This is a genomic window from Variovorax sp. P1_H2, from assembly GCF_056405295.1.
On the sequence record NZ_JBFUCJ010000028.1, the window covers coordinates 36,800 to 61,911 of the forward strand.

A 25,112-nucleotide genomic window follows, 5' to 3' on the forward strand; every position below is an offset into this window, starting at 1 on the left:
AGGACACTTTCACATGGGCCAGAAAATGAAGATCACCGGCTGGGTCGCCGCGGGCGCCTTTGCCGGCGTGCTGACCACCGTCTCGTTACAAACCGTTGCGCGCGGGTCGCTGGCTCCCTTGCCCCTCGAGGAACTGCAGCAGCTGGCTGCTGTTTTCGGCATGGTCAAGAGCGACTATGTCGAGCCGGTCGACGAGAAGAAGCTGATTTCGGATGCGATCTCGGGCATGGTTGCCGGGCTCGACCCGCATTCGCAGTACTTCGACAAGAAGTCCTTCAAGGAATTCCGCGAAGGCACCACCGGCCGCTTCGTCGGCGTCGGCATCGAGATCTCGCAGGAAGACGGCCTGATCAAGGTGGTGTCGCCGATCGAGGGCTCGCCGGCCTTCCGCGCCGGCCTCAAGCCCAACGACCTGATCACCAAGATCGACGACACCGCGGTGCGCGGACTGTCGCTCAACGAGGCCGTCAAGCGCATGCGCGGCGAGGCCAACACCAAGGTGCTGCTGACCATCTTCCGCAAGGACGAGAACCGCACCTTCCCGGTCACGATCACGCGCGAGGAAATCCGCACCCAATCGGTTCGCGGCAAGGTGATGGAGCCGGGCTACGCCTGGATCCGCCTGTCGCAGTTCCAGGAACGCACGGTCGACGATTTCGTCAAGAAGGTCGAAGAGATCTACAAGCAGGACCCGAACCTCAAGGGCCTTGTGCTCGACCTGCGCAACGACCCCGGAGGCCTGCTCGACGCCGCGGTCGCGATCTCGGCCGCGTTCCTGCCCGAGAACGTCACGGTGGTGTCGACCGACGGCCAGCTGGCCGAGAGCAAGTCGATCTACAAGGCGGCGCCCGAGTTCTACCAGCGCCGTGCCGGCAGCGACCCGCTGCGCAACCTGCCCGCGGCCCTGAAGACCGTGCCGCTGGTGGTGCTCGTGAACGAAGGCTCGGCCTCGGCCAGCGAGATCGTCGCCGGCGCCCTGCAGGACCACAAGCGCGCCACCGTCATGGGCAGCCAGACCTTCGGCAAGGGCTCGGTGCAGACGGTGCGTCCGCTCGGCCCCGACACCGGCCTGAAGATCACCACGGCACGCTACTACACGCCCAGCGGCACCTCGATCCAGGCCAAGGGCATCGTGCCCAACGTGCTGGTCGACGAGAGCGCCGAGGGCAGCCCCTTCGCGGCGCTGCGCATGCGCGAGGCCGACCTCGAGAAGCAMCTGGCCAGCGGCCAGGGCCCCGAGAGCAAGGACCCCGAGCGCGAGAAAGCCCGCGACGAGGCCCGCAAGCGCCTCGAGGAAGAGGCCAAGAAGCCGCCGCAGGACCGGAAGGTGCCCGAATTCGGCGCCTCCGACGACTTCGCGCTGACGCAGGCCCTCAAGAGCCTCAAAGGCCAGCCGGTGCTGGTCAGCAAGACGCAGATCATCGTCGACAACAAGGAAGAGAAGAAGGACAACTGATCCCGGGCGGCTCCAGCGGGAGCCGTCGCCCCGGCGATCGCGCGGCGCATGGAAGACCACGACCTGCTGCGCTACTCGCGCCACATCCTGCTGGAGGAATTCGGCATCGAGGGCCAGGCGCGCGTGAGCGCCGGACATGCCCTGGTGATCGGCGCCGGTGGGCTCGGTTCGCCCGCCCTTCTCTATCTCGCCGCGGCCGGCGTCGGGCGCATCTCGCTGGTCGACGACGACGCGCTCGACCTCACCAATCTCCAGCGCCAGATCGCGCACACCACGGCCCGCGTGGGCATGCCCAAGGTCGAGTCCGCGGCCGAGGCGATGCGTGCGATCAACCCCGACATCCGGATCGAGACCCACTGCCTGCGCGCCGATGACGCGTTGCTGGCCGAGCTCGTGGCGAGCGCCGACGTGGTGCTCGACTGCAGCGACAACTTCGCTACCCGGCATGCCGTGAACCGCGCCTGCGTCGCCCAAGCCAAGCCGCTGGTGGCCGGGGCCGCGATCCGCTTCGACGGCCAGCTCAGCGTCTACGACACGCGCGATGCTGCCTCGCCCTGCTACGCCTGCCTGTTCCCGCCGGATGCTGCCTTCGAGGAGACGCGCTGCGCCGTGCTGGGCGTCTTTGCGCCGGTGGTCGGTGCCATCGGCACGCTGCAGGCCAACGAGGCGCTTAAACTGCTCGCCGGCATCGGCCCCTCGCTGGCCGGGCGCCTGCTGATGTTCGACGGCCGCCGCACGGCCTTCGACACGCTGGGGGTGGCGCGCGACCCGAGCTGCACGGTGTGCGGGCACCGCCCGCTGCCCTAACCGCCCGGCGCCGAATGCTGCCTCGCCTTCGCGGCACCGGCGGCGGCGCCGCGCGAGGACGGCTTCTTTGCCTCGGCCAGCGCCAGCAGGGGGTTGATCGCGGCCAGCGCCAGCGCCGCCGCGCCGCGCGTCGCCAGCGGCGCGGCCTCCACGCCCGCCTTCGGTGACGCAAAGCTGCCGCGCACCCGCAACGGGCTGCGCAGCGCCAGGATGCTCATGTCCTTGGGCTGCGGCCTGACCACGATGTCCATCCGCTCGGTGGCCAGGTTGATGTTGCCGGTGGCATTGAACACGGTGTCGCTAGTGTCGAAGACCAGGCTGCGGCCGTTCATCACCCCCTTGTCGACATCGAAGGCCACCGCGGCGCAGCGCAGTTCCACGTTGCGGTCGCCCTCGAGCAGGAACTTGATGATCTCGCCGCCGTCGAGGCCCAGGTACTCGAGCAGCAGATTGCTGAACTGGCCCTTTCCGGTGATGGCCGCGACATCGCCGGAGGCAGCGCCCAGCCAGCTCGCCATCGAATTGCCCCGGCCGGACAGGTTGATCCTTCCGTCGAGCCGGCCGAAACTGGTCTTCAGCGTCTCGATCTTCGGAATCAGCCTGCTGAGCTGCATGGCCCGGATGTCGAGCGCGGCCCGGATGTCGGCCGGATCCTGGGTCGCGTCGATCCGAATCGCGCCGCCGATCTTGCCGCTGGCCACCCCGAGGTGGAGCGGGTCCAGGACCAGCACGCCGTCCTTCAGCTTCACCTGCACGCTGCCATTGTCGAGTGGCAGCTCGCGCACGTTCTGGATCCGCTCCGCGGTGTAGCTGACATCGGCGTTCATCGCGCGCAGGCGCTCGAAGTCCAGCGGGGCGTCCGGCAGCACCTTGCGTGCGGGGTCGTTCTGCTTTCGCCTGTTGACCTGGGTGATCGTCGGCGGCGGCGCCACACCCTCGACCGCGCTGGCCGAGCGCGCGGTCGGCGGCAGGCCGATCAGCGGGCCGAGATCGTCCATGTCCATGACCCGCGAGCGCAGGGTGCCCGCCAGGTGAGGGATCTTCTGCGCCTTGTCGAACTGCATGTCGCCGGCGATGTCGGACAGGCCCAGCCGGCCCTTCAGCCCCCGCACTTCCCACAGCGCGGCGTTCTTTCTCAGGTTGCCGCTCAGCGCATAGGGCGGCGTCTGCGGCAGGGCGATGCCCAGCGCCGGGTAGAGCCGGCCCAGGTCCGGGCCCCGCATCTCGAAGCGGGCGTCGAGTCCGTCGAGGTCGGCCAGTTCGACCACCGTGCCATCAGCCTTCAGGCGGGTCTGACCGGCCTTCAGATCGATCTCGATCGGAAACGGCGGCCGACCTGCGGAAGTCAGCTGCAGCACGTTGCCCGTGCGGCCGACCGCGGTCAACGGCTGGGCGCGGTAGCGGCCCTTGACCTGGTAGCTGAGCGGCATGTCGCCACGGCTGCTGTCGAAGCTGAAATCGGCATGCAGGTCCAACTCCAGCGCCGGAGCCAGGAAATCCACACTGCCACCGTCGACCTCGATCAGCCCGATGGTCGGTACCGTGCCCGCTTCGCCCTCACCCTTGCCGAAGGCCCAGGTCTTGCGGCCATCTGCCTCCATCTGCAGCCCGACCGAAGGCTGGCTCAAGCGCAGACGCGGCAGCACGACGCGCTGCGCCAGCAATTGCCAGAAGCTGATATCGAACTCGGCCCGCTCGGCGCGCAGCAGGTAGGGGTCGCGGGCCCAGGAGGGGTTCGCGAACGCGATGCCGTCGAACTTGACCGTCGCCAGCCGCCAGCCCAGATCGACATCCAGGTGGCGCGTGACCTCGAACCGGCGACCGGTCTTTTCGCTGACATGGCGATTCAGCGGCTCGCGCAGCATGTCCCAGGGAAAGAAGGCGAACCCCAGCAGGCATGCCGCGAACAGCCCGAGCACGAACCCAAGGAGCCCCAACCAGAGGCGGCGGTGCGCAACAGCAGCAGGCGCGTCGGGCATGGAGCGTCAATCGATCGGCGCGGCCATCCGCTCGGAGGAGACAGCTTCGGGCGCGAGGAGGCAGACGACAGCGATTCCCGAGACAGCAGCGCTCGTGGCCGCCTCGGCCAAGCGCAACTCGGCCATGGCGGGCTCGCCGCCCGCGACCGCAGCGCCTGCCGCGAGAGCGATGAGGCCCATGGCGATGAAACTCCAGACAACGTTCATTGCGGCACCTCAAGGATTCGTTTCGTGAAGACGGCCATGCGATGGACTCGAGCATGCGCGGCCGGGGCCGTGGCCTGGGTCGGCGGCCGGCCGGACTGGTTGTGGGGCGCAACCTACGGCCGCCTTCCCCGGCCGCCGTAAGAACAAGACTACAGCTTGAAGCCCTTCATGCCTTCACCCTCCCGGCAGATAATCCGTAACACTGCCAGCTTTCCTTTGGGGCAAGCCAGGCCGGCGAGGCTTGCCTGGGGGCAGCGGTTCTCATGGACGCAAGATTGAAAACCTACATCGTCGAAGACAACATCACGATCCGAGAGAATCTCGTCGGCACCTTGGAGGAACTCACGTGCATCTCGGCGATCGGTTACGCGGAGACCGAGGCTGAAGCGAGTCAATGGCTGGTCGACCATACCGACGATTGGGAACTGGCCATCGTCGACCTGTTCCTCAAACAGGGCAGCGGCCTGGGCGTTCTGCAAACCTGCAAGGACCGGCGTCCGAGCCAGAAGGTGGTGGTGCTCAGCAACTACGCCACGCCCGACATCCGCAAGCGCTGCGCCCAGTTCGGCGTCGACGCGGTGTTCGACAAATCCAACGAGATCGACGGCCTGATCGATTTCTGCATTGCGCAGGCGGCCTTGCTCAAGGCCACCCGGAACTGACCCCACGCGACGCGGGCTCAGTCGATCAGCTTGTTCTTCAGCGCGTAGTAGGTCAGGTCGCTGTTGGACGAGAGATTCATCTTCTCCATCAGGCGCGTACGGTAGGTGCTCACCGTCTTCACCGACAACGACAGCGTCTTGGCGATGTCCCCTGCGGTCTCGCCCTTGGCCAGTTTGAGGAAGACCTGGAACTCGCGCTCCGACAGGTGTTCGTGCGGCGCAGCGTCGTCCTTGCGATCGAGCTGGCGCGCCAGCAATTCGGCCACTGCCGGCGTAATATAGCGCCGGCCCAGCGAGATGGTGCGGATCGCGTTCACGATCTCGATCGGCTCGCACTCCTTGTTGAGGTAGCCGCTGGCCCCCTGGCGGATCAGGTTCATCGCGTAGTGCTCTTCGGGATAGCCGCTCAGGATCAGGATGCCCACGTCCGGCGCCTTGGCGCGGATCATGGCCAGGGCGTCGATGCCACTCTGGCCGGGCATGGAGAGGTCCATCACCAGTACATCGAGTTCCGTGGTCCGGACAAGCTCGATCGCCTCGCGGCCGCTGGCCGCCTCACCCACCACGCGAAGGTCGACATGCTCCGAAAAGAACTGGCGCAAGCCGGAACGCACGATGGCGTGGTCGTCCACAATTCCGATCTTGATCATCTGTTACCTTCGTCCTTCTATCGCGGCCTTGTGCGTCGCAACATGCCGGCCCCTGATCGGCTCCGATTATTCCCGAAATTGATCTGCAGGCATTGTTCGGAAACCTCATGCGCTGGTTCGCCTTTCCCAACATGGCCCTCGGCCTCACGCTCGCCGCCCTGGCGGCGCTGGCCTTGATCGGCATCAACGAGGCCGGCTTCCAGCAATCGAACCGCGCCCTGCAGGACGTCGGAGATGCGCAGAAGGCCCGCGGCGCGCTCAACCTGATGCTGCAGAACGTCCTCGATGCCGAAACGGGCCAGCGGGGCTTTCTGCTGACAGGGGAGGCGCGCTACCGCGAACCGTACGATCAGGCAGTGAAGCAGGTCGACGGCCATCTGGCGACACTGCAGGCGCTCTATGCCGGGCGGCCCGCCGAACTCGCCCGGCTCGGCGAATTGTCCAAGCACGTGGCGCGCAAGCTCGCCGAGATGGAAATGAGCGTTCGCCTGCGCCGGGACGGCAACGAGGAGGCCTGGAAGTTCGTCATTACGACCGATGTCGGCCGAGAGGAGATGGAGGCCATCCGCGAGCAGGTCCGATCGCTGATCGCGATCAGCAACGACGAGCTGGCGCGCAGCCAGCTCCAGATCGCGAAGTCGCTGCGCCTGAGCCGTATCGGCATTGCCCTCGTCACGCTCGCCGGGCTGCTGGCCTTCTATCTTTACCTGCGCGAGACCCACGCGCTGCGCTCGGCGGGCGAGCGCCAGCAGCAGGCGCTGCAGCGCGAGCGCAACGCGCTCGAAGGCGAGGTGCGCGAACGCACCGCGACGCTGGCCGAACTGGCCACCCACCTGCAGCAGGTACGGGAGGCCGAGCGCGGCTACCTGGCGCGCGAGCTGCACGACGAGCTGGGCTCCCTGCTGACGGCCGCCAAGCTCGATGTCGCGCGCCTGAAGTCCAGACTCAACGATGCGCCGGACGCCACGCAGCGGCTGCAGCACCTGAACGAGCTGCTCAACAGCGGCATCGCGCTCAAGCGCCGCATCATCGAGGATCTCCGGCCTTCGTCGCTGTCCAACCTGGGCCTGGTCGCTTCGCTCGAGATCCTCGGTCGCGAATTCGCCGAGCAATCGGGCATGGAGATCGAGATGGTGCTCGAGCCGGTCGAGCTCGACGAGGACAACCAGCTCACGGTCTATCGGATGGTGCAGGAAAGCCTGACCAATATCGGCAAGTATGCGCAGGCCACCGAAGCCAGCATCGTCATGAAGAACTACGGCAACCATGTGGTCGTCGAGGTGAGCGACAACGGCAAGGGCTTCGACACCCTGCGCACCCGTCCGTCGACCCACGGTCTCGCCGGCATGCGGCATCGCGTGGAAGCCGCCAAGGGCAAGCTGAGCATTTCGTCGACACCGGGCAAGGGAACGCACCTGAGCGCGATCCTGCCTGCCAAGCCGGCCTGACGCAGCGTCCTGCCGCACCGTCGGCCGCCCCTTTCGGGTTCTCTCCTACGCCCCCAGGCAGCTGCTGCTGACAGGGCCTTCGCAACGCTGCACTTAACGTGGATGCCAAGCCGTCCGGGTACCGGGTGCGCTGGTTTTCAAATCATCGAGGCCCCCTCGAAAAGGAGTCAGCATGTTGCACTACGCAGTCGTCTTCCTCGTTATTGCATTGATCGCCGCCCTGTTCGGATTCGGCGGTATCGCGGCCAGTGCCGTGGGCATTGCGAAGATTCTGTTCGTGATCTTCATTGTTCTGGCGGTCGCCAGCTTCATCGCGGGCTTGATACGACGCGGCTAGCGTCGTTACGATGGACAGGCAACGCAATTTTCCAGAAGGACCTATCTCATGAACACAACCGTCAAGACTCCCTCGCAACTCGCCGAGGATGCCCGCCAGACCGCCAACGATGCCATCGACACGACGCGCGCCTACGCGCAGAACGCGGTCAACGCGGCCGGGGAAAAGGTGCGCGACCTGCGCCGCGATGCCGAACCGGCGGTCGAGCAATTGGCAGCCCGCGTACAGCAGGCCGTTCAGCGCGGCATTGATGCCGCCTCGACCACCAGCGCCCGGGCCCAGCGGCGCCTCGAAGCCGCCGCCGACGTGACCGGAAAGTACATTGCCGACCAGCCCGTTCGCTCGGTGCTGGTGGCGGCCGCAGCCGGCGCCGCCATCACCGCGCTGATCGTCCTGGCCAGCCGACGCCGCAACGACGACTGATCCGGGAACCGGCCGCCGCAGCACCATGATCCATCCCATCTACTCCACGGTGCTCGGTCATCCGGAGCTTGTTGCCGAGCATCTCGCCAACTACGGCGCGCTGGTCGGGCAGGAGGCCCGGGAAGCAGGCGAAGGGTTCGTGGCTCGGGCGATCGCCGGTGTTCTGGCGGCGGCCAGCGCCCTGATGGCCCTGGGGCTGATCGGTGTCGCCGTGATGCTCGGCGTGCTGCACGGCAGCTTTCATTGGGTGCTCGCCGCGGTGCCCGCCGCCGCGATCGCTATCGCGCTGCTGGCGGCGCTGGTTGCGGCGCGGTCCCCGCCCTTCCCAGCATTCGCCGACCTGCGTACACAGCTCGACGCCGACTTGCAGGCGCTGCGCGCCGCCGGAGAAGGTCATGGCCGCTGAGCGCCGGGAGCCCACTCCCCAGCAGCGGCTGGCGCTGTCGCGCAGGGCGTTGATTGCCCAGTTGCAGAGCGATCGCCGCGAGCCGCCGGACGGCGCGCTGTACGCCGTGCCGCCGCCCACGGTCCGACCAGGCGGCGCCTTCGAGCCATTCGCATGGAGTTCCGTGGCCCGCGGCGTGGTGCGCCGATGGTGGCGCCGGCATCCAGCGAACGCGGTCGGCCAGGTCGCCCGGCCCCTGCTGGCGCGCTATGCGCGCGAGGAACCGGCCAAGCTGGTCGGCGCCGCGGCGGCGGCCGGCGCCTTGCTGGTGCTGGTCAAGCCGTGGCGATTGCTCTCCCTCACCGCCGTGCTCACCGCCGTCATGAAGACGTCCGACGTCGCCGACGTGGTCACCACGCTGATGCAGAAGAAAGCCGACCCACGCAAGAAGCTCCCATGAAGGCCGCTGTGCCGGAGGAGATCTTGACCGACGAGGAAGAGCACGCCATCGAACCCAAGGACGGGCTCGGGCACTGCAGCGCGGCGCACGACGCCGGCCGCCGCAGGACATCGGGAGCTCAGGCCGTCACGATCCAACCCTCGATCGGATCGATCGCCGCGGGAAACCCGTAGCCGTGACCGTGACTGTCGCTGCGCGCCGCGGCCCAGGCCGCCTGGACCAGGCACAGCGCCGCATCGAGGCAATCGCCCTTGGCGTCATCCAGCAGCAGCCCGCGGACCGTGTCGTCGAGCGCGAGCCGCAGCCCGAGCCGCCCCGCGCCTGTTTCCAGCGCGGCCACGAGATCCGCCCGCGCCGCCCGGCGTTCGGCATTCTGGCCAGCCGCCGCGTCGCTCTTGTAGCTGCGCCTGCCGATCAGTTCGCAGGCCAGCAGGCCGGGGTAGGCCTCCAGGGCGATGCGCGAGGCGCCTGCGGTCCGGTGCGGCGGGTGCAGGCCCGGCACGACGGCTCCGGCCGCCAGCAGACGTGGCACGCCGGCATGCAGCATGAACGCGACCGGCGGATTCACCCATTTCATCGACGGGCTGGAGCCGGCGGGGCCATCGGTCTGTCGATGCGCGAACTTCCCGCCGCTGGGCCGCGCCGCACAAAAGGCGGCGAAGGTGCGCCGGATCTCCTCGCGCCCGAGACCGGCATAGTGCGCGATCAAGGGCTCCCATTCGCGGGGCCAACCGAGTTCGACGACCAGCTCGCGCGGCAGGCCGAACGGCAGATCGAAGGCGCCCACCCAGGCCGGTGTCGCACGCAGCCAGTGCGCCCAATGGTCGAGGGTGGCGAAGGCCTGGAACCCCGACAGCCCCACGCGCCCGTCGCGTTCCGATCCGAGCGCGACCATGATCGGCTTGCGCGCGCTCGGCGCGCTCGAGAAGTCGCAGCCGAGCAACAGCAACGGAGGGCGCTTCAGTGGCGTCCGACGATGGCCGCGGTGGCCATCAGTTCTTCCAGCAGCGCAAGCGACACCTTGCCCGAGACCGAGTAAGGATCGAGCTCGGGCCGCTCCGAGTACTTGAGCAGGGTCGAAGCATTGAGCTTCGACAGGTTGACCTGCCCCATGGTCCAGCCGCCGAATCGGCGCTCGGAGATTTCCTCGTAGTGGAGCAGCACCACGTCCTTGTGGCGCGGATCCCGCTGGATGTGGCCGTAGAGCTCGCTGATCGGCATCCGGCCGCCCTCGATGGCCTGCAGGAACACGCCCGCGCCATAGCAGAGGATGCCGGTGATGCCGCAGGAGGTGTTGTGCGAACGCGCTTGCGCGAGGATGTCGTCGATGGCGCCCTGGCTGGTGTCCACGGCGCGGCTGGCGTAGAGAAGGCGTACGAGCATGGTGTGTCCTGCTTAGCGCTGGCGCGGAAGAAGGGATAGGAATTCGCGTCGCAGATTGGGGTCCTTGAGGAAGACGCCGCGCATGACCGAGTTGATCATCTTGCTGTCCATCTCCTTGACGCCCCGCCACTGCATGCAGAAGTGCTCGGCCTCGACCACCAGCGCCAGTCCGTCGGGCTGGGTCTTCTCCTGGATCAGGTCGGCCAGTTGCACCACCGCCTCTTCCTGGATCTGCGGCCGGCCCATGACCCATTCGGCCAGGCGCGCGTACTTCGAGAGGCCGATCACGTTGGTCTGCTCGTTCGGCATGACCCCGATCCAGAGCTTGCCGATGATCGGGCAGAAATGGTGCGAGCAGGCGCTGCGCACCGTGATCGGGCCGACGATCATCAGCTCGTTGAGATGCTCCGCATTGGGGAACTCGGTCAGCGAGGGCGCCGGCACATAGCGGCCCTTGAACACCTCGTTGAGGTACATCTTCGCCACGCGGCGGGCCGTGTTGCCGGTGTTGTGGTCGTTGTCGAGGTCGATCACCAGGCTCTCGAGCACGTGCTTCATCTTGCCCTCGACCTCGTCGAGCAGATGCTCGAGTTCGCCGGGCTGGATGAACTCGGCGATGTTGTCGTTGGCGTTGAAGCGCTTGCGGGCGGCGACGAGACGCTCGCGTATCTTCACGGACACGGGCGTGCCCTCGTCTTCATCCCTGGCGGCGGGGCGCGGTACGGCGTCGATGGTCCTTAGCATCCACGCATCCTATCAGCGAATGGATTTCTGGCGATGACCCTACAGCGCCCTACCCGCATACCGGGGCAGCTATTGTTTTGATAGCGAAAAATCGGTCACCAGCGGCAGGTGGTCGGACATCCGGGCCCAGACGGGCCCGCGCGGCACCGCGGAGGCGACCGGCACGACCTGGCGGCCATAAATGAAATCCAGCTGCGCGACCGGCAACCGCGAGGGGTAGGTCAGCGTGCGGGGCCCGCGCAGGTCGCTCGAATCGCGCATGGCCATCGCGTTCATCGCGTAGCGCATCCGGGCGCCCCAGTCGTTGAAGTCGCCGGCCACCACCAGCACGTCGTCGGGCGGAATCTCGCGCTCGATGAACTCGCGCAACTGCGCGACCTGGCGAATCCGGCTGCCCTTGATCAGGCCCAGGTGCACCACGATGGTGTGCACCGTCTGCCCGTCGAGATCGATCGCCACGTGCAGCAGCCCGCGTTGCTCGAAACGGTGGTCCGAGATGTCCTGGTGGGTCTTGCGCAGCACCGGCCAGCGCGTCAGCAGCGCGTTGCCGTGCTCGCCGTGCCGGGTGATGGCGTTGGTCTCGTAGATCGCCGTATAGCCCTCGGGCGCCAGGAAATCCGCTTGCGGCATTTCGGGCCAGCGGTTGAAGCGCGCGGCGGCCTGCCGGTTCATCTTGCGGACTTCCTGCAGGCAGATGATGTCGGCATCGAGCTGCTCGATCGCGTGGCCGAGGTTGTGGATCTCCAGCCGCCTGGCGGGGCCGATGCCCTGCACACCCTTGTGGATGTTGTAGGTGGCTACGCGGAAGCTGGTCGCCGGAGAATTCATTGCGCAAATTGTGGCAGGAGCAGGATGGCTGCGGCGTTGGTGGACGAAAAAGTCAGCGCGGCAGCATCCCGGTACGGCAGCCACTGCCAGTCGGTGTGCTCGCAAGGATCGAGCCGTGGCGCGAACCGCTCCGGCACCCGGAGGCCGAACACGTGCTCGGTATTGCGGGTGACGCCAGGCGCGTAGCGCGCCCGCCAGCGGGGCAGGATCTCGAAGTCGTTGCAGCGCTGCCAGTCGACCAGCCGGGACGCCAGCGCACTGCCCGGGCCGCAGAGAATGCCGGTCTCTTCCTCGACCTCGCGCGCCGCCGTGCGCGCCAGCGGCTCGTCCTCGAAGTCCTTGCTGCCGGTCACCGATTGCCAGAGACCGTCCGCGCCGACCCGGCGGATCAGCAGCACATCGAGCGCCGGCGTGTAGATCACGACCAGCACCGACTCGGGGATCTTCCAGGGCCGCTCGCTCATGCTCGCGACCCCTCCGCCCGCCCTCAGGCGGCCTGTGGCGCGTTGCGCAGCTTGATGTGCAGTTCGCGCAGCTGCTTCTCGTCGACCGGGCTCGGCGCCTGCGTCAGCAGGTCCTGGGCGCGCTGGGTCTTCGGGAAGGCGATCACGTCGCGGATCGACTCGGCCCCGGTCAACAGCATCACCAGCCGGTCGAGGCCGATCGCAATACCGCCGTGCGGGGGTGCACCGTATTGCAAGGCGTCCAGCAGGAAGCCGAACTTGTTCTGCGCGTCCTCGGCGCTGATCTTGAGGGCGCGGAACACCTTGCTCTGCACTTCCTCGCGATGGATACGGACCGAGCCGCCGCCCATCTCGATGCCGTTGAGCACCATGTCGTAGGCCTTGGCGATGCACTTCTCGGGCGCCGTGTCCATCAGGTCCTCATGGCCGTCCTTGGGCGCGGTGAACGGGTGGTGCACGGCGGACCAGCGCTGGCCTTCCTCGTCGAACTCGAACATCGGGAAGTCCACCACCCACAGCGGCGCCCAGCGGTCGTCGAACAGGCCGTTCTTCTTGCCGAAGGCGCTGTGGCCGATCTTCACGCGCAGTGCGCCAATGGCGTCGTTGACGACCTTTTCCTTGTCGGCGCCGAAGAACAGGATGTCGCCGTTGCGGGCACCCGTGCGGGCGATGATCTCGGCCAGCGAAGCGTCGTTGAGGTTCTTGACGATCGGACTCTGCAGGCCTTCGCGGCCCAGCGCCGCATCGTTGACCTTGATATAGGCCAGGCCCTTGGCACCGTAGATCTTGACGAACTCGGTATAGCCGTCGATCTCGCCGCGCGAGAGACCGCCCTCGCCGCCGCCGCCCGGTACACGCAGCGCGACCACGCGGCCGCCCGGCGTGCTCGCGGCCTGGGCGAACACCTTGAACTCGACATTGCGCATCACGTCGGTCAGTTCGGTGAACTCGAGCTTGACGCGCAGGTCGGGTTTGTCGGAGCCGTACTTGAACATCGCGTCGCCGTAGCTCATGACCGGGAACGGCGGCAGCTCGACCTCGGCCGCGGCGCGGAACACCTTGCGGATCATGCCCTCGAACATCTCGCGGATCTCCTCCTCGGCCATGAAGGAGGTCTCGATGTCGATCTGCGTGAACTCGGGCTGGCGGTCGGCGCGCAGGTCTTCGTCGCGGAAGCACTTGACGATCTGGTAGTAGCGGTCGTAGCCGGCCACCATCAGCAGCTGCTTGAAGAGCTGCGGCGACTGCGGCAGCGCGAAGAAGCTGCCGTCGTGCACGCGGCTCGGCACCAAGTAGTCGCGCGCGCCCTCGGGCGTCGACTTGCCGAGCATCGGCGTCTCGATGTCGATGAAGCCGTTGGCGTCGAGGAACTTGCGCGCCTCCATCGTGACCTTGTAGCGCAGCATCATGTTGCGCTGCATGGCCGGACGGCGCAGGTCGAGCACGCGGTGCGTGAGGCGGGTGGTTTCCGAGAGGTTGTCGTCGTCGAGCAGGAACGGCGGCGTGACCGACGGGTTCAGCACCTTCATCTCGTGGCACAGCACCTCGATCTTGCCGCTCTTGAGGGCCTCGTTGATCGTGCCTTCGGGGCGCGCGCGCACCAGGCCCGTGACCTGCACGCAGAACTCGTTGCGCAGGCCTTCGGCAGCGGCGAAGGTGGAGGCGCGATCCGGATCGCACACCACCTGCACGTAGCCTTCGCGGTCGCGCAGGTCGATGAAGATCACGCCCCCATGGTCGCGCCGGCGGTTGACCCAGCCGCACAGGGTGACGGTTTGTCCGAGGAGAGCTTCGGTCACGAGACCGCAGTAGTTTGAACGCATGGCCATAGATGGATTCCGGCGCCGCGAAGGCGCGTCTTTGTCGTTATTTGATCGCGATCGTCGCGGGGCCGCCAGGAACGACCACCCCCATCGACACGATGTACTTGAGCGCGTCATCCACGCTCATCTTGAGTTCGATGCAGTCGCTGCGCTTGAGCATCACGAAATAGCCGCCCGTCGGGTTGGGCGTGGTCGGCACGTAGACACCCAGGTAGTCGCCGCCGCCCAGGTGGCCGACCACCTCATGGCCCGGCGTGCCGGTCACGAAGGCGATGGTCCAGGCCCCGGGTCGCGGCCACTCGATCAGCACCGCGGTTCGGAAGGCATTGCCGTTCTCGGAGAACAGCGTGTCGGAGACCTGCTTGACGCTGGAATAGATGGAGCGCACCACGGGAATGCGGCGCACCACGGCATCGCCCCAGCCCAGCAGCCGCTTGCCGACGAAGTTGCTCGCGATGGCGCCGACCGACAGCAGGATGGTCAGCGTCAGCAGCACGCCGAGGCCGCGCACCTTGTGCTCGTTCAGGTACTGCTGCCACGACTCCGGCAGCAGCCACAGCGTCTGGTCGAGCGTGCCGATGATCCAGTTCAGCACGCCGAGCGTGATGACCAGCGGCACGATGACCAGCAAGCCGGAGAGCAGCCATTTGCGCAGCGCGAGCATCCCGGACCCTCAGTCGCTGCCTGCAGAAGGCGCCGGTGCCGGCGCCGCCGCGGGTGCCGGGGCACTGGCGGGCGCTGCGGCGGGCTTGGCAGCGGCGCCGTCCGCGGGCGCGGGCGCCGGGCTGGCGACCGTCTTGTCGCCGCCGTCGGCGGCCTTCTTGCCGCCATCGCGGAAATCGGTCACGTACCAGCCCGAGCCCTTGAGCTGGAAGCCGGCGGCCGTGAGCTGCTTGCTGAACGCACTCGCGCCGCAAGCCGGGCACTCCGAGAGCGGCGCATCGGACATTTTCTGCAGCACGTCCTTGGCAAAGCCGCAGGCGCTGCACTTGTAGGCGTAGATAGGCATGGGATTGGAAGCGAGAGGAGCGGCCGGCGGCCGCTCGCAAAGCCCTCGATTATAAGGCTGCCCCCTGCTCCGCGCGCCGGCCGCGGATCTCAGAACAGACGCACGCGCACCAGCACCTGCATCGCGATCAGCCCCAGCACGAAGCCCAGCCCCCCGTAGATGATCGCCTGCAACAACCGGTTGGTGCGCTTCTGGGCGGCCAGCAGCTCCAGCAGCTCGCGGCGATGGTCCGCCGGGCGATTTTCCAGGAAATCGTGCATCAGTCGAGGCAGCTGCGGCAACAGCTTCGCGTAGCGCGGCGCCTCGGCGCGCAGCTGCTCGAGCAGCTTGCGCGGGCCGATCTGGTCGGTCATCCACTTCTCGAGGAAGGGCTTGGCCGTGTGCCAGAGGTCCAGCTCGGGATCGAGCTGGCGGCCCAGCCCCTCGATGTTGAGCAAGGTCTTCTGCAGCAGCACCAGCTGCGGCTGGATCTCGACATGGAAGCGGCGCGAGGTCTGGAACAGGCGCATCAGCACCATGCCGAGCGAGATCTCCTTCAGCGGGCGGTCGAAGTAGGGCTCGCAGACGGTGCGGATCGCCGCCTCGAGTTCGTCGATGCGGGTGCCGTGAGGCACCCAGCCGCTCTCGAGGTGCAACTCGGCCACGCGCTTGTAGTCGCGGCGGAAGAAAGCCACGAAGTTCTGCGCCAGGTATTCCTTGTCCGACTCGGTCAACGTGCCGATGATGCCGAAGTCGAGCGAGACATAGCGCCCGAAGCTTTCTGGCTCCAGGCTGACCTGGATGTTGCCGGGATGCATGTCGGCGTGGAAGAAGCCATCGCGGAAGACCTGGGTGAAGAAGATCGTGACGCCGTCGCGCGCCAGCTTCGGGATGTCGACGCCGGCCGCGCGAAGACGGTCGAGCTGCGCGATCGGCACGCCCTTCATGCGCTCCATCACCATCACCTCGGGATGGCAGAAGTCCCAGTACATCTCGGGAATCAGCACCAGCTTGAGCTTCTCCATGTTGCGCCGGAGCTGGGCCGAATTGGCCGCCTCGCGCACCAGGTCGAGCTCGTCGTGCAGGTACTTGTCGAACTCGGCCACGACCTCGCGCGGCTTCAGGCGCTTGCCATCGGCCGACAGGCCCTCGACCCAGCCGGCCATCATCGCCATCAACGCGAGGTCCTTCTCGATCACGTCGCGCATGCCCGGGCGCAGCACCTTGACCGCCGCCTCGCGCACCGAGCCGTCGGCCAGGCGCACCGTGGCGAAATGCACCTGCGCGATCGACGCGCTGGCCACCGGCGTCTCGTCGAACTGCACGAAGATGTCGCTCACCGGGCGCCGGAACGCACGCTCGATGGTCGCGATCGCGACCTTGGAAGGAAACGGCGGCACCCGGTCCTGCAGCCAGGCCAGTTCGTCGGCGATGTCGGGCGGCAGCAGGTCGCGCCGGGTCGACAGCACCTGGCCGAACTTGACGAAGATCGGGCCCAGCCGCTCGAGCGCCTCGCGCAACCGCTGGCCGCGCGGCGCATCGAGATTGCGACCGACCGAGACGATGCGGGCCACCACCCGCAGCCAGGGCTTCTGGAAGCTCGTGAGGACGAGTTCGTCGAGGCCGTAGCGCAGTGCGACCCAGACGATGAAGACGCCGCGGTAGATCCGCCTCATTCGGCTGCAGGCCCGCCGGACTTGCCCGGACGCTGGCCGACGAACTGCCTCAGCGCCTCCACCACGCGGCGGGCGCCGCTGGCGATGGTGTGCGCCGGCACGTCGCCGATGGCCCGCGCCAGATCGTCCTCGACATCCCAGCGCACATGGTCGACCAGCCAGTTGACCTCGGCGGCCAGCTGCACGTCGCCCTCGATGCGAACCGCGGGCTTCTCGCCCTTGAAGGCGGCACGGGCGAGGCCGAAAGGCGACGCCTCGGTGACAGCCAGCGTGAGTTCGGAAGCGGCGCCTTCAGGCGCGAGGTCGAGCAGGCCGGCTGGCGTCGGGACGAACTGCATCGTCACAAAGCGCCACTCGAACTTCACCACGCGGCCCTGCAGCCGCAACAAGCGCTGCTGGGCTTCGGGTTCCTGCTGGAGCACGTGATTGAGGAAAAGCACCGCACGGTGCTGGATCTCGTGGACCGCCCAAGGGGGCGGCTGCAGGCGACTGCCGACGCGGTTGGCGAGGTCTTCCAGAAAGGCAAATGGGGACGATGGTGTAACCATCTCCGTATTATCAACTCGCCCCCAGGTTGCCCGCACTTCGTGTCGGGCGCCCACCCCCTACCGGGGGCAACACCAGCGGCCCGGCGAAGCCGGTTCCGCGGTGTTCCACCAACGGGCCTGGCTGCGCCGGCCGATAGAAGAGAGGCGCCGTGTTTGTTGGTTCTCCGGCGGCGCGCAGCGCACGCCTGTTCGTGGGCAGCCGCGGAACCGGCTTCGCCGGGCCGCTGGCTGCGCCCCCGGTAGGGGGTGGGCGCCCGGACACGAAGTGCCGGGCAACCTGGGGGCGAGCTTATTGCAATGCCTGGACGCCCGCCACGAGCCAGCCGCTGCTGCCCTTGGTGTCCTTGGTCATGTTCCAGACCTCGCGGAACGGGCTCGGGCCGGCCGACACGTCCTCGCGGATCATCCCGGAGAACTCGACGCTCGCCAGGTAGGCATCGGGCAGTTCTTCGATGCCGAGCAGCTTGGCATCGAGCATGACGACCTCGGTCTTGTTCGGCTGGCCACCGGTGTGGGTCTCGCGCTCGGCGAGTTGCTGGCGGATCTCGCCGACCATGCCGTCGGTCATCATCGAGCGCAGCGTGCCGATGTCGGCGCGGTCCCAGGCATCCTGCAAGGTCACGAAGTTGCGCTTGGCCGCCGTCAGGAAGCCGTCGGTGTCGAAGCCGGCGGGAATGCCCCACGATTGCGATCCGGCCAGCGCCGAGCCGATCATGCTGCCGCCCGCAGCGGCGGCACCGGCCATCGACGAGCCGCCCGTGCGGTCGGCCGGATGCTCGGGCTGGGACGCGCTGGGCTCGAAGGCGATGGCATTGCTCTCCCATGGCCGCGCCGAGGCATCGTTGCCGACGTTGCGGGGGCTGTACTGCGGCGGCGCCGTGGCATCCGCCGGGCTGCCCGCACCCTGGAAGGCGAAGCCACCGGCGCGCGGCGACGCAGCGGCACGCGAACGGGCCGAGAAGATGCGCCACACGACGACGGCCGCCAGCACCAGCAGACCGATCAGCAGGATGTTGCCGAAGGCGGCACCGAGGCCGAGCGAATGGGCAAGCCAGGCCAGACCAAGGCCGGCCGCGAGACCGCCGAGCATTCCGGCCCAGGGCCGCTTCGGTGCAGCCGCAGCCGGCGCCGCGGTCGCAGGATTGGCAGCGGTATTGGTCGCGTTCTGCGCCGGCGCGCCCGGGGTCGTGGGGGAGGCAGGCGGCGTGGCCTGGCGCTGCGTCACGTTGCTGGACTGCTTGCCGATCGAGCGACCGCCACCCATGCGGGCGGCACTGGCGTCGATGCTCACGACAGCCAAGGCGCACACCAACAACCAGGAACCCAAATTCTTCATGACGTCTCCTCAACGGCCAAAAACAGCTTCAACACTTGATTCCAACATGCAGGGCGACCACGCCGCCCGTCATGTTGTGATAGTCCACATGACCAAAACCGCCCTCCTTCATGAGGGTCTTGAGATCTTCCTGGGCCGGATGCATGCGAATCGACTCGGCCAGATAGCGGTAGCTGGCATCGTCTCCGGCCACCACCTTGCCGAGACGCGGCAGCACGCTGAACGAATACCAGTCGTAGGCCTTCTGCAGCGGCTTGGCGACCTTGGAGAACTCGAGCACCAGCAACCTGCCGCGCGGCTTCAGCACGCGGTTCATTTCTTTCAGCGCGACGTCCTTGTGGGTCATGTTGCGCAGCCCGAAGGCGACCGTCACGACGTCGAAATGGTTGTCGGGGAAAGGCAGCTTCTCGGCATCGCAGACCAGCGTCGGCAAGGCGACGCCGGCATCGAGCAGGCGGTCGCGGCCGGTGCGCAGCATGGCTTCATTGATGTCGGTGTGAACCACCTCGCCGCTGGCGCCCACCTTCTTGGCGAAGGCCAAAGCCAGGTCGCCCGTGCCGCCGGCGATGTCCAGCACCTTCGAGCCCTCGCCGACGTTGGCGACCATCACCGTGTAGGCCTTCCAGGCACGGTGAAGACCCATCGACATCAGGTCGTTCATGAGGTCGTAGCGCGAGGCGACCGAGTCGAAGACCCCGCGCACGCGCTTGGCCTTGTCGCTTTCGTCGACCGATTCGAATCCGAAATGGGTGGTGYTCATAGCCCCGATGTTAGGCCGGAAGCGTTCACATCAACCCGGATATCCCGCAAGGATGCCGGAATTTCGTTGCTCAATGGCTGCCGCAGGCGTGCCCACCGTGGCCGGAAGCGGCCGACTTCTCGGCCATGGGTGCGTCGCGATCGACGCCCGCCGCGGCAAGGCGGCGCTCGTACTCGGCCCACAGCTCGGCCTCCCGGGCACCGAGGTCGTACAGCAGGTCCCAGGAAAAGATCCCGGTGTCGTGGCCATCGCTGAAAGTCGGCTGGACCGCATAGTTGCCGACCGGCTGCAGGTCGACCAGGTCGACCTCGCGCTTGCCGGTCTGCAACACCTCCTGGCCGGGTCCATGGCCCTGCACCTCCGCCGAGGGCGAGTAGATGCGCATCAGCTCGAACGGGATGCGAAAGACCGCGCCGTCGGAAAATCCGACTTCGAGCACGCGCGACTGTCCGTGCACCGTGATCAACTGGGGCGTCGGTGCGCCCGCCTGCAAGCCTGCCATCAGAAACTCCTTGTCGCCAGACACCGGATCATCTCGCGTTCCAGCGCCGGCAGTTGATGCTCGACCGCCTGCTCGCGCTGCGGGTCGGCCGCGCGCCGGGCCTCGGCCCACACGGGCGAGGGAAAGCGGCTGTCCCATTCGAAGCGCGCGATCACGTGCCAATGCAGGTGAGGCACCATGTTGCCGAGCGCGGCCAGGTTGATCTTGACCGGCGCCAGCGCATCGCGCAGGCACTGCTCCACCACCGCCACGGCCTCCATGCACAGGGCACGGTCGATCGGCGCCAGGTCGGACCACTCGGCCACATGGTCGGTCCAAACCACCCGGTAGAAGGCCGGGAAGCCCGCTTCGGCCGCATGGATGACGCGCAGCCTCGCGCCCTGGAAGACCAGCCGGCCGCCCGTCGCATCGCACAGCGGGCAACCCGCCACGAGCATCGGCGCGCTCACACCAGCACGCGTTCGATGCCGCCCTGGTTGGCGGCGGCCACGTACGCCGGCATCCAGTCGGCGCCGAGGATCTTGTTGGCCATCTCGACCACGATGTAGTCGGCTTCGAGCAGGCCGTTGTTCAGGTCGTTGCCGTAGCGGCTCAGGCCCTGCAGGCAGCTCGGGCAGCTGGTGAGGATCTTGACGTTGGCCTCGGGCGCAACCTTGCCGGCATCGCGCAGCGCGGCCTCGCCCTTCTTCAGTTCCTCTTCCTTGCGAAAGCGGATCTGCGTCGAGATGTCCGGACGGGTCACGCCGAGCGTGCCGGATTCGCCGCAGCATCGGTCGTTCTTGAGCACGTTGTCGCCGACCAGCGCCTTCACGGTCTTCATGGGATCCTGCAGCTTCATGGGCGTGTGGCAGGGGTCGTGGTAGAGGTAGCCGCCGCCCGCACCAGCGGAGTCCGCCAGGGTGATCCCCTTCTCGAGCAGATACTCGTGGATGTCGATGATCCGGCAGCCCGGGAAGATCTTGTCGAACTGGTAGCCCTGCAACTGGTCGTAGCAGGTCCCGCAGCTCACCACCACGGTCTTGATGTCGAGGTAGTTCAGCGTGTTGGCGACGCGGTGGAAGAGCACCCGGTTGTCGGTGATCATCTTGTCGGCCTTGTCGAACTGTCCGCTGCCGCGCTGGGGATAGCCGCAGCACAGGTAGCCCGGGGGCAGCACGGTCTGGACGCCGGCATGCCACAGCATCGCCTGCGTGGCCAGGCCGACTTGCGAGAACAGGCGCTCCGAACCGCAACCCGGGAAATAGAACACGGCCTCGGTCTCGGGCGTGGTCGCCTGCGGATTGCGGATGATCGGCACGTAGTCGGCGTCCTCGATGTCGAGCAGCGCACGCGCCGTCTTCTTGGGCAAGCCACCGGGCATCTTCTTGTTGATGAAGTGGATCACCTGCTCCTTGATCGGCGCCGGACCCAGCGTCGCCGGCGGAGCGGCGGTCTGTTTCTTCGCCAACCCGCGCAGCAGGTCGTTGGCCATGCGCTGGGCCTTGAAGCCGATGCCGACCATGCCGGCGCGCATCATCTTGATGGTCTGCGGGTTGGTCGCGTTGAGAAAGAACATCGCCGCCGCATTGCCGGGACGGAAGGACTTCTGCCCCATCTTGCGCAGCAGGTTGCGCATGTTCATCGAGACATCGCCGAAGTCGATGTTGACCGGGCACGGCGTCAGGCACTTGTGGCACACGGTGCAATGGTCGGCCACGTCCTCGAACTCCTCCCAGTGCTTGATGCTGATGCCGCGCCGGGTCTGCTCCTCGTACAGGAAGGCCTCGACCAGCAGCGAGGTCGCGAGGATCTTGTTGCGCGGCGAATAGAGCAGGTTGGCGCGCGGCACGTGGGTGGCGCACACCGGCTTGCACTTGCCGCAGCGCAGGCAGTCCTTGACGCTGTCGGCGATGGCGCCGATGTCGCTCTGCTGCATGATGAGCGACTCGTGCCCCATCAGGCCGAAGCTCGGCGTGTAGGCGTTGGTCAGGTCGGAATGCAGCGCACGGCCGTCCGCGCCGGCGTGCTCGCTGCCGCGCAGCAGCTTGCCCTTGTTGAAGCGGCCCTCGGGGTCGACCTTCTTCTTGTAGTCGGTGAAGGGCTGCAGCTCGGCGTCGCTCAGGAACTCGAGCTTCGTGATGCCGATGCCGTGCTCGCCCGAAATCACGCCGTCGAGGCTGCGCGCCAGCGCCATGATGCGCACGACCGCCGCGTGGGCGGTCTGCAGCATCTCGTAGTTGTCGCTGTTGACCGGGATGTTGGTGTGCACATTGCCATCGCCGGCGTGCATGTGCAGCGCGATCCAGACCCGGCCCTTGAGGATGCGCTGGTGGATCTCCCTGCACTCCGCCAGGATCGGCACGAACTCGGCGCCGGTGAAGATCGCCGCCAGCGGCTCGCGCAGCTGCGTCTTCCAGCTCGCCCGCAGCGAATGGTCCTGCAGTTGCGGGAACAGCGCCGGGACCTGATCGAGCCAGCCCTGCCACAGGGCTCTCACCTCGCTCACCAGCGCCAGCGCCTCGGAAACGCGGCCTTCCAGTACCTCGGCCGCGGGAATGTCGTTGGCATCCTCGCGCATGCCCAGCGGCAGGTTGCCGCGCGCGAGGAAGTCCTCGAGCGCATCCGCCAGCGCGATCTTGTTCTGCAACGACAGCTCGATGTTGATGCGCTCGATGCCGTCGGTGTATTCGGCCATCCGCGGCAGCGGGATCACCACGTCCTCATTGATCTTGAAGGCGTTGGTGTGCCTGCTGATGGCGGCGGTGCGCTTGCGGTCGAGCCAGAACTTCTTGCGCGCCTCGGGGCTGATCGCGATGAAGCCCTCGCCGCTGCGCGAGTTGGCGATGCGCACCACCTCGGAGGTCACGCGCGCCACGGTGTCGGCGTCGTCGCCGGCGATGTCGCCGAACAGCGCCATCTTCGGCAGCCCGCCATGGCGCTTGGACTTGGTCGCGTAGCCGACCGCCTTGAGATAGCGGTCGTCGAGGTGCTCCAGGCCCGCAAGCAGCACGCCCGAGCGCTTCTGCTCGGCGAACATGAAGTCCTTGATCTCGACGATGCTGGGCACCGCATCCTTGGCATTGCCGAAGAACTCGAGGCAGACCGTGCGCGTGTGGGCCGGCATGCGGTGCACGATCCAGCGGCAGCTGGTGATCAGGCCGTCGCAGCCTTCCTTCTGGATGCCGGGCAGGCCCGACAGGAACTTGTCGGTCACATCCTTGCCGAGGCCTTCCTTGCGGAAGGTCTTGCCGGGGATCTCGAGCCGCTCGGTGCGCAGCGCGGTCTTGCCGTCGGCGGCGAAGTACTGGAGCTCGAACAGCGCGCTGTCGGCGTCGTGGATCTTGCCGAGGTTGTGGCCGACCCGGCTGACCTCGAGCCACTCGGCGTCCGGCGTCACCATCCGCCACGAGGCCAGGTTGTCGAGCGCGGTGCCCCACAGCACCGCCTTCTTGCCGCCGGCGTTCATCGCCACGTTGCCGCCGACGCAGGAGGCCTCGGCGGAGGTCGGGTCGACCGCGAACACGAAGCCGGCGCGCTCGGCCGCATCGGCCACGCGCTGGGTCACCACCCCGGCCTCGGTCCAGATGGTCGGCACCGGGGCTTCGAGCCCGGGCAGCTTGCGCATCTCGACCTCGGTCATGGCCTCGAGCTTCTCGGTGTTGATGACCGCGCTGTTCCAGGTCAGCGGGATCRCGCCCCCGGTGTAGCCGGTGCCGCCGCCGCGCGGCACGATGGTCAGTCCGAGCTCGATGCAGCCCTTGACCAGGCCGGCCATCTCGGCCTCGGTGTCGGGCGTCAGCACGACAAAGGGGTATTCGACGCGCCAGTCGGTGGCGTCGGTCACGTGCGACACGCGCGACAGGCCGTCGAACTTGATGTTGTCCTTGGCGGTGAGCCGGCGCAGCTCGCGCGTGGCCTTGCGCCGCAGGGCCGCGATCTCGCGGAACATGGCGTCGAAGGAAGCCACAGCCTGCGCCACCAGGCCGGTCAGTTCGCCGACGGAAACGTCGCGCTGGGCGTCGCTGTCGGGCGTGCGCCGCTTCTCGACTTCGCCCAGGCGGTGCTTGAGCGCTTCCACCAATTGGCTGCGGCGGCGCGGGTTGTCCAGCAGGTCGTCGACCAGGTAGGGGTTGCGCTGAACGACCCAGATATCCCCCAGCACCTCGTACAGCATGCGGGCCGAGCGGCCGGTCCGGCGTTCGGAGCGCAGGCGCTGGAGCAGGTCCCAGCCGCGCTCGCCCAGCAGGCGAATCACGATCTCGCGGTCGGAAAAACTGGTGTAGTTGTAGGGGATCTCACGCAGTCGCGCAGGCTCTGCGGCCTGCGACAACAACGCCGTCAACGCGGTCGGAGCATTCATCGGGGAGTCGCCTCGGTCGGGCGCTGCGCGCCCACGAACCAGGGGGGCAAATTTTAAGTCAGGCCGATGGCCCATGCTGGCGCGCGGGCACCCGGGGCCCGTTCCGATTTGCCCGCAAGCGCTGAATCGACAAAAAAACGGCCCGCTTGAAGCGGGCCGTCGTGGATCGAGCTGCGAACTGCGTCAGGTCATGGCACGTTCGCGCCGGTCACCTGGAAGGCCTTGCCGGGCAGCGCATACGCACCGCCGAACTCGAAAGCCTGGGACATGCCGCAGCCGTTCGGCGGCTGACAGRCGCCGGTCGYGTTGGTGTGGAATACGACCGSGCCATAGCGGTAGTTCAACGCCTGCTTGCCCTCATAGTCCGCCACCGTCAGGACGTAGGCTCCGGTGCCATGGTTGTCGGCATCCTCAGCCCACACCGGGTCCTTCATCCGGGAATCCTGCAGCKYGCGGCGGATCGAGCCGCTGTTGTTGTCGGTGTTGAAATGCACCCACTGGAGCTTYTTCTCGCCGCGCGAAACCACCAGCACGTTGTTGTTCAACGTGCCGACGGCCGTTTCTTCGGCGGGATCGTGCTTCACGTAGGCCAGCGCCGTCGGGTTCTTGCCGATCGCGACCGAGCCCTTGAGCGCGATGTCGGTCGCCACCGCCGAGCCGTTGGACGCGTAGTTTCCGAGGCTGTAGATCTGCAGGCTGCCGTCTTCGGTGGCGATCCACGCGCGCTGCGTCGAGTAAAGGCTTGCCTTCACCGCGGTCGGACGCTTGCCGAGATCGACCGTCTTGATGACAGTCGGCTTCTGTTGCGGCGCCTGGTCGAAGGTGAACGGCCACTGGGTGGCGGCCTGGCCCACCGTGGTGGTCTTGGCGTAATCGGCATCGGTTCCGAAGTACATCGACTGGTAAT

General features: G+C 67.2%; 26 protein-coding genes and 1 pseudogene. 8 read left to right on the plus strand and 19 right to left on the minus strand.

What is annotated here, in order from left to right:
- The first annotated feature begins 13 nt into the window (after positions 1–13).
- Complete coding sequence (locus tag AC1D2E_RS12490) at positions 14–1,456, plus strand: S41 family peptidase (protein ID WP_478197695.1); 1,443 nt, start codon at positions 14–16, stop codon at positions 1,454–1,456.
- A gap of 48 nt (positions 1,457–1,504) precedes the next feature.
- Positions 1,505–2,263: a HesA/MoeB/ThiF family protein gene (locus tag AC1D2E_RS12495; RefSeq protein WP_478197696.1), complete on the plus strand. Its 759-nt coding sequence runs from the start codon at positions 1,505–1,507 to the stop codon at positions 2,261–2,263.
- Here AC1D2E_RS12495 and AC1D2E_RS12500 read toward each other — a convergent pair.
- Positions 2,260–4,242: an AsmA family protein gene (locus AC1D2E_RS12500; RefSeq protein ID WP_478197697.1), complete on the minus strand. Its 1,983-nt coding sequence runs from the start codon at positions 4,240–4,242 to the stop codon at positions 2,260–2,262. The two genes, AC1D2E_RS12495 and AC1D2E_RS12500, sit on opposite strands and share 4 nt — an antisense overlap.
- Before the next feature lie 6 nt (positions 4,243–4,248).
- Positions 4,249–4,449 (minus strand): hypothetical protein, encoded by a 201-nt coding sequence (locus AC1D2E_RS12505; protein WP_478172045.1) that lies wholly within the window; start codon positions 4,447–4,449, stop codon positions 4,249–4,251.
- A 263-nt stretch (positions 4,450–4,712) separates the two neighbouring features.
- On the opposite strand from AC1D2E_RS12505, the gene AC1D2E_RS12510 reads away from it, so the two are divergent.
- Positions 4,713–5,111: a response regulator gene (locus AC1D2E_RS12510; RefSeq protein WP_478197698.1), complete on the plus strand. Its 399-nt coding sequence runs from the start codon at positions 4,713–4,715 to the stop codon at positions 5,109–5,111.
- Positions 5,112–5,128: 17 nt separating this feature from the next.
- Here the strand turns inward: AC1D2E_RS12510 and AC1D2E_RS12515 are convergent, their stop codons facing one another.
- Positions 5,129–5,761, minus strand: a complete 633-nt coding sequence (locus tag AC1D2E_RS12515; protein WP_478172043.1) for a response regulator — start codon at positions 5,759–5,761, stop codon at positions 5,129–5,131.
- Between the two features lie 107 nt (positions 5,762–5,868).
- Between AC1D2E_RS12515 and AC1D2E_RS12520 the strand changes: the two genes are divergently transcribed.
- The 5 genes from AC1D2E_RS12520 (at position 5,869) to AC1D2E_RS12540 (ending at position 8,814) form a co-directional block, all read left to right on the plus strand.
- On the plus strand, positions 5,869–7,209 hold the full coding sequence (locus tag AC1D2E_RS12520) for a CHASE3 domain-containing protein (RefSeq protein WP_478197699.1): 1,341 nt from the start codon (positions 5,869–5,871) through the stop codon (positions 7,207–7,209).
- Positions 7,210–7,381: 172 nt separating this feature from the next.
- A complete protein-coding gene (locus AC1D2E_RS12525; RefSeq protein ID WP_478172041.1) occupies positions 7,382–7,546 on the plus strand; it encodes a DUF1328 domain-containing protein in 165 nt (54 codons plus the stop codon).
- 48 nt (positions 7,547–7,594) lie between these two features.
- Complete coding sequence (locus AC1D2E_RS12530; protein ID WP_478172040.1) at positions 7,595–7,969, plus strand: hypothetical protein; 375 nt, start codon at positions 7,595–7,597, stop codon at positions 7,967–7,969.
- A 25-nt stretch (positions 7,970–7,994) separates the two neighbouring features.
- Positions 7,995–8,375 (plus strand): hypothetical protein, encoded by a 381-nt coding sequence (locus AC1D2E_RS12535; RefSeq protein ID WP_478197700.1) that lies wholly within the window; start codon positions 7,995–7,997, stop codon positions 8,373–8,375.
- Positions 8,365–8,814 carry a hypothetical protein gene (locus AC1D2E_RS12540; protein ID WP_478197701.1) on the plus strand — a complete coding sequence of 150 codons (450 nt, stop codon included), beginning with the start codon at positions 8,365–8,367 and terminating at the stop codon, positions 8,812–8,814. The genes AC1D2E_RS12535 and AC1D2E_RS12540 overlap by 11 nt, the downstream gene beginning before the upstream one ends.
- 118 nt (positions 8,815–8,932) lie before the next feature.
- Here AC1D2E_RS12540 and AC1D2E_RS12545 read toward each other — a convergent pair whose 3' ends face one another.
- The 16 genes and pseudogenes from AC1D2E_RS12545 to AC1D2E_RS12620 form a co-directional block, all read right to left on the minus strand.
- Positions 8,933–9,763: a DUF429 domain-containing protein gene (locus AC1D2E_RS12545; RefSeq protein ID WP_478197702.1), complete on the minus strand. Its 831-nt coding sequence runs from the start codon at positions 9,761–9,763 to the stop codon at positions 8,933–8,935.
- An 11-nt stretch (positions 9,764–9,774) separates the two neighbouring features.
- Positions 9,775–10,197 (minus strand): BLUF domain-containing protein, encoded by a 423-nt coding sequence (locus AC1D2E_RS12550; protein ID WP_478172036.1) that lies wholly within the window; start codon positions 10,195–10,197, stop codon positions 9,775–9,777.
- A gap of 12 nt (positions 10,198–10,209) precedes the next feature.
- Complete coding sequence (gene folE, locus AC1D2E_RS12555) at positions 10,210–10,941, minus strand: GTP cyclohydrolase I (protein ID WP_478197703.1); 732 nt, start codon at positions 10,939–10,941, stop codon at positions 10,210–10,212.
- Positions 10,942–11,010: 69 nt separating this feature from the next.
- Positions 11,011–11,769 carry an endonuclease/exonuclease/phosphatase family protein gene (locus tag AC1D2E_RS12560; protein ID WP_478197704.1) on the minus strand — a complete coding sequence of 253 codons (759 nt, stop codon included), beginning with the start codon at positions 11,767–11,769 and terminating at the stop codon, positions 11,011–11,013.
- Positions 11,766–12,233 (minus strand): dihydroneopterin triphosphate diphosphatase, encoded by a 468-nt coding sequence (gene nudB / locus AC1D2E_RS12565; RefSeq protein WP_478197705.1) that lies wholly within the window; start codon positions 12,231–12,233, stop codon positions 11,766–11,768. The genes AC1D2E_RS12560 and nudB overlap by 4 nt, the downstream gene beginning before the upstream one ends.
- Before the next feature lie 23 nt (positions 12,234–12,256).
- Positions 12,257–14,062 (minus strand): aspartate--tRNA ligase, encoded by a 1,806-nt coding sequence (gene aspS, locus AC1D2E_RS12570; RefSeq protein WP_478197706.1) that lies wholly within the window; start codon positions 14,060–14,062, stop codon positions 12,257–12,259.
- Positions 14,063–14,099: 37 nt separating this feature from the next.
- Positions 14,100–14,720, minus strand: coding sequence for a DUF502 domain-containing protein (locus tag AC1D2E_RS12575; RefSeq protein WP_478197707.1), 621 nt, complete (start codon positions 14,718–14,720; stop codon positions 14,100–14,102).
- 9 nt (positions 14,721–14,729) lie between these two features.
- Positions 14,730–15,065, minus strand: a complete 336-nt coding sequence (locus AC1D2E_RS12580) for an FmdB family zinc ribbon protein (protein ID WP_478197708.1) — start codon at positions 15,063–15,065, stop codon at positions 14,730–14,732.
- 89 nt (positions 15,066–15,154) lie between these two features.
- The gene (ubiB, locus tag AC1D2E_RS12585; RefSeq protein ID WP_478197709.1) at positions 15,155–16,720 is read right to left on the minus strand and encodes a ubiquinone biosynthesis regulatory protein kinase UbiB; all 1,566 of its coding nucleotides are present in this window, start codon (positions 16,718–16,720) and stop codon (positions 15,155–15,157) included.
- Positions 16,717–17,268, minus strand: coding sequence for a ubiquinone biosynthesis accessory factor UbiJ (locus AC1D2E_RS12590; RefSeq protein ID WP_478197710.1), 552 nt, complete (start codon positions 17,266–17,268; stop codon positions 16,717–16,719). The genes ubiB and AC1D2E_RS12590 overlap by 4 nt, the downstream gene beginning before the upstream one ends.
- 289 nt (positions 17,269–17,557) lie before the next feature.
- On the minus strand, positions 17,558–18,604 hold the full coding sequence (locus AC1D2E_RS12595; protein WP_478197711.1) for a Tim44 domain-containing protein: 1,047 nt from the start codon (positions 18,602–18,604) through the stop codon (positions 17,558–17,560).
- A 28-nt stretch (positions 18,605–18,632) separates the two neighbouring features.
- On the minus strand, positions 18,633–19,364 hold the full coding sequence (gene ubiE, locus AC1D2E_RS12600) for a bifunctional demethylmenaquinone methyltransferase/2-methoxy-6-polyprenyl-1,4-benzoquinol methylase UbiE (RefSeq protein WP_478197712.1): 732 nt from the start codon (positions 19,362–19,364) through the stop codon (positions 18,633–18,635).
- A gap of 70 nt (positions 19,365–19,434) precedes the next feature.
- Positions 19,435–19,866, minus strand: a complete 432-nt coding sequence (locus tag AC1D2E_RS12605) for a gamma-butyrobetaine hydroxylase family protein (protein ID WP_478197713.1) — start codon at positions 19,864–19,866, stop codon at positions 19,435–19,437.
- Entirely contained in the window at positions 19,866–20,303 is a 438-nt protein-coding gene (locus AC1D2E_RS12610) for an HIT family protein (protein ID WP_478197717.1), read from the minus strand. Before AC1D2E_RS12610 ends, AC1D2E_RS12605 begins: the two co-directional genes overlap by 1 nt.
- A gap of 8 nt (positions 20,304–20,311) precedes the next feature.
- Positions 20,312–24,205 carry a DUF3683 domain-containing protein gene (locus AC1D2E_RS12615; RefSeq protein WP_478197714.1) on the minus strand — a complete coding sequence of 1,298 codons (3,894 nt, stop codon included), beginning with the start codon at positions 24,203–24,205 and terminating at the stop codon, positions 20,312–20,314.
- 188 nt (positions 24,206–24,393) lie between these two features.
- Positions 24,394–25,112: pseudogene (locus tag AC1D2E_RS12620) on the minus strand (hypothetical protein); the annotation flags it as partial.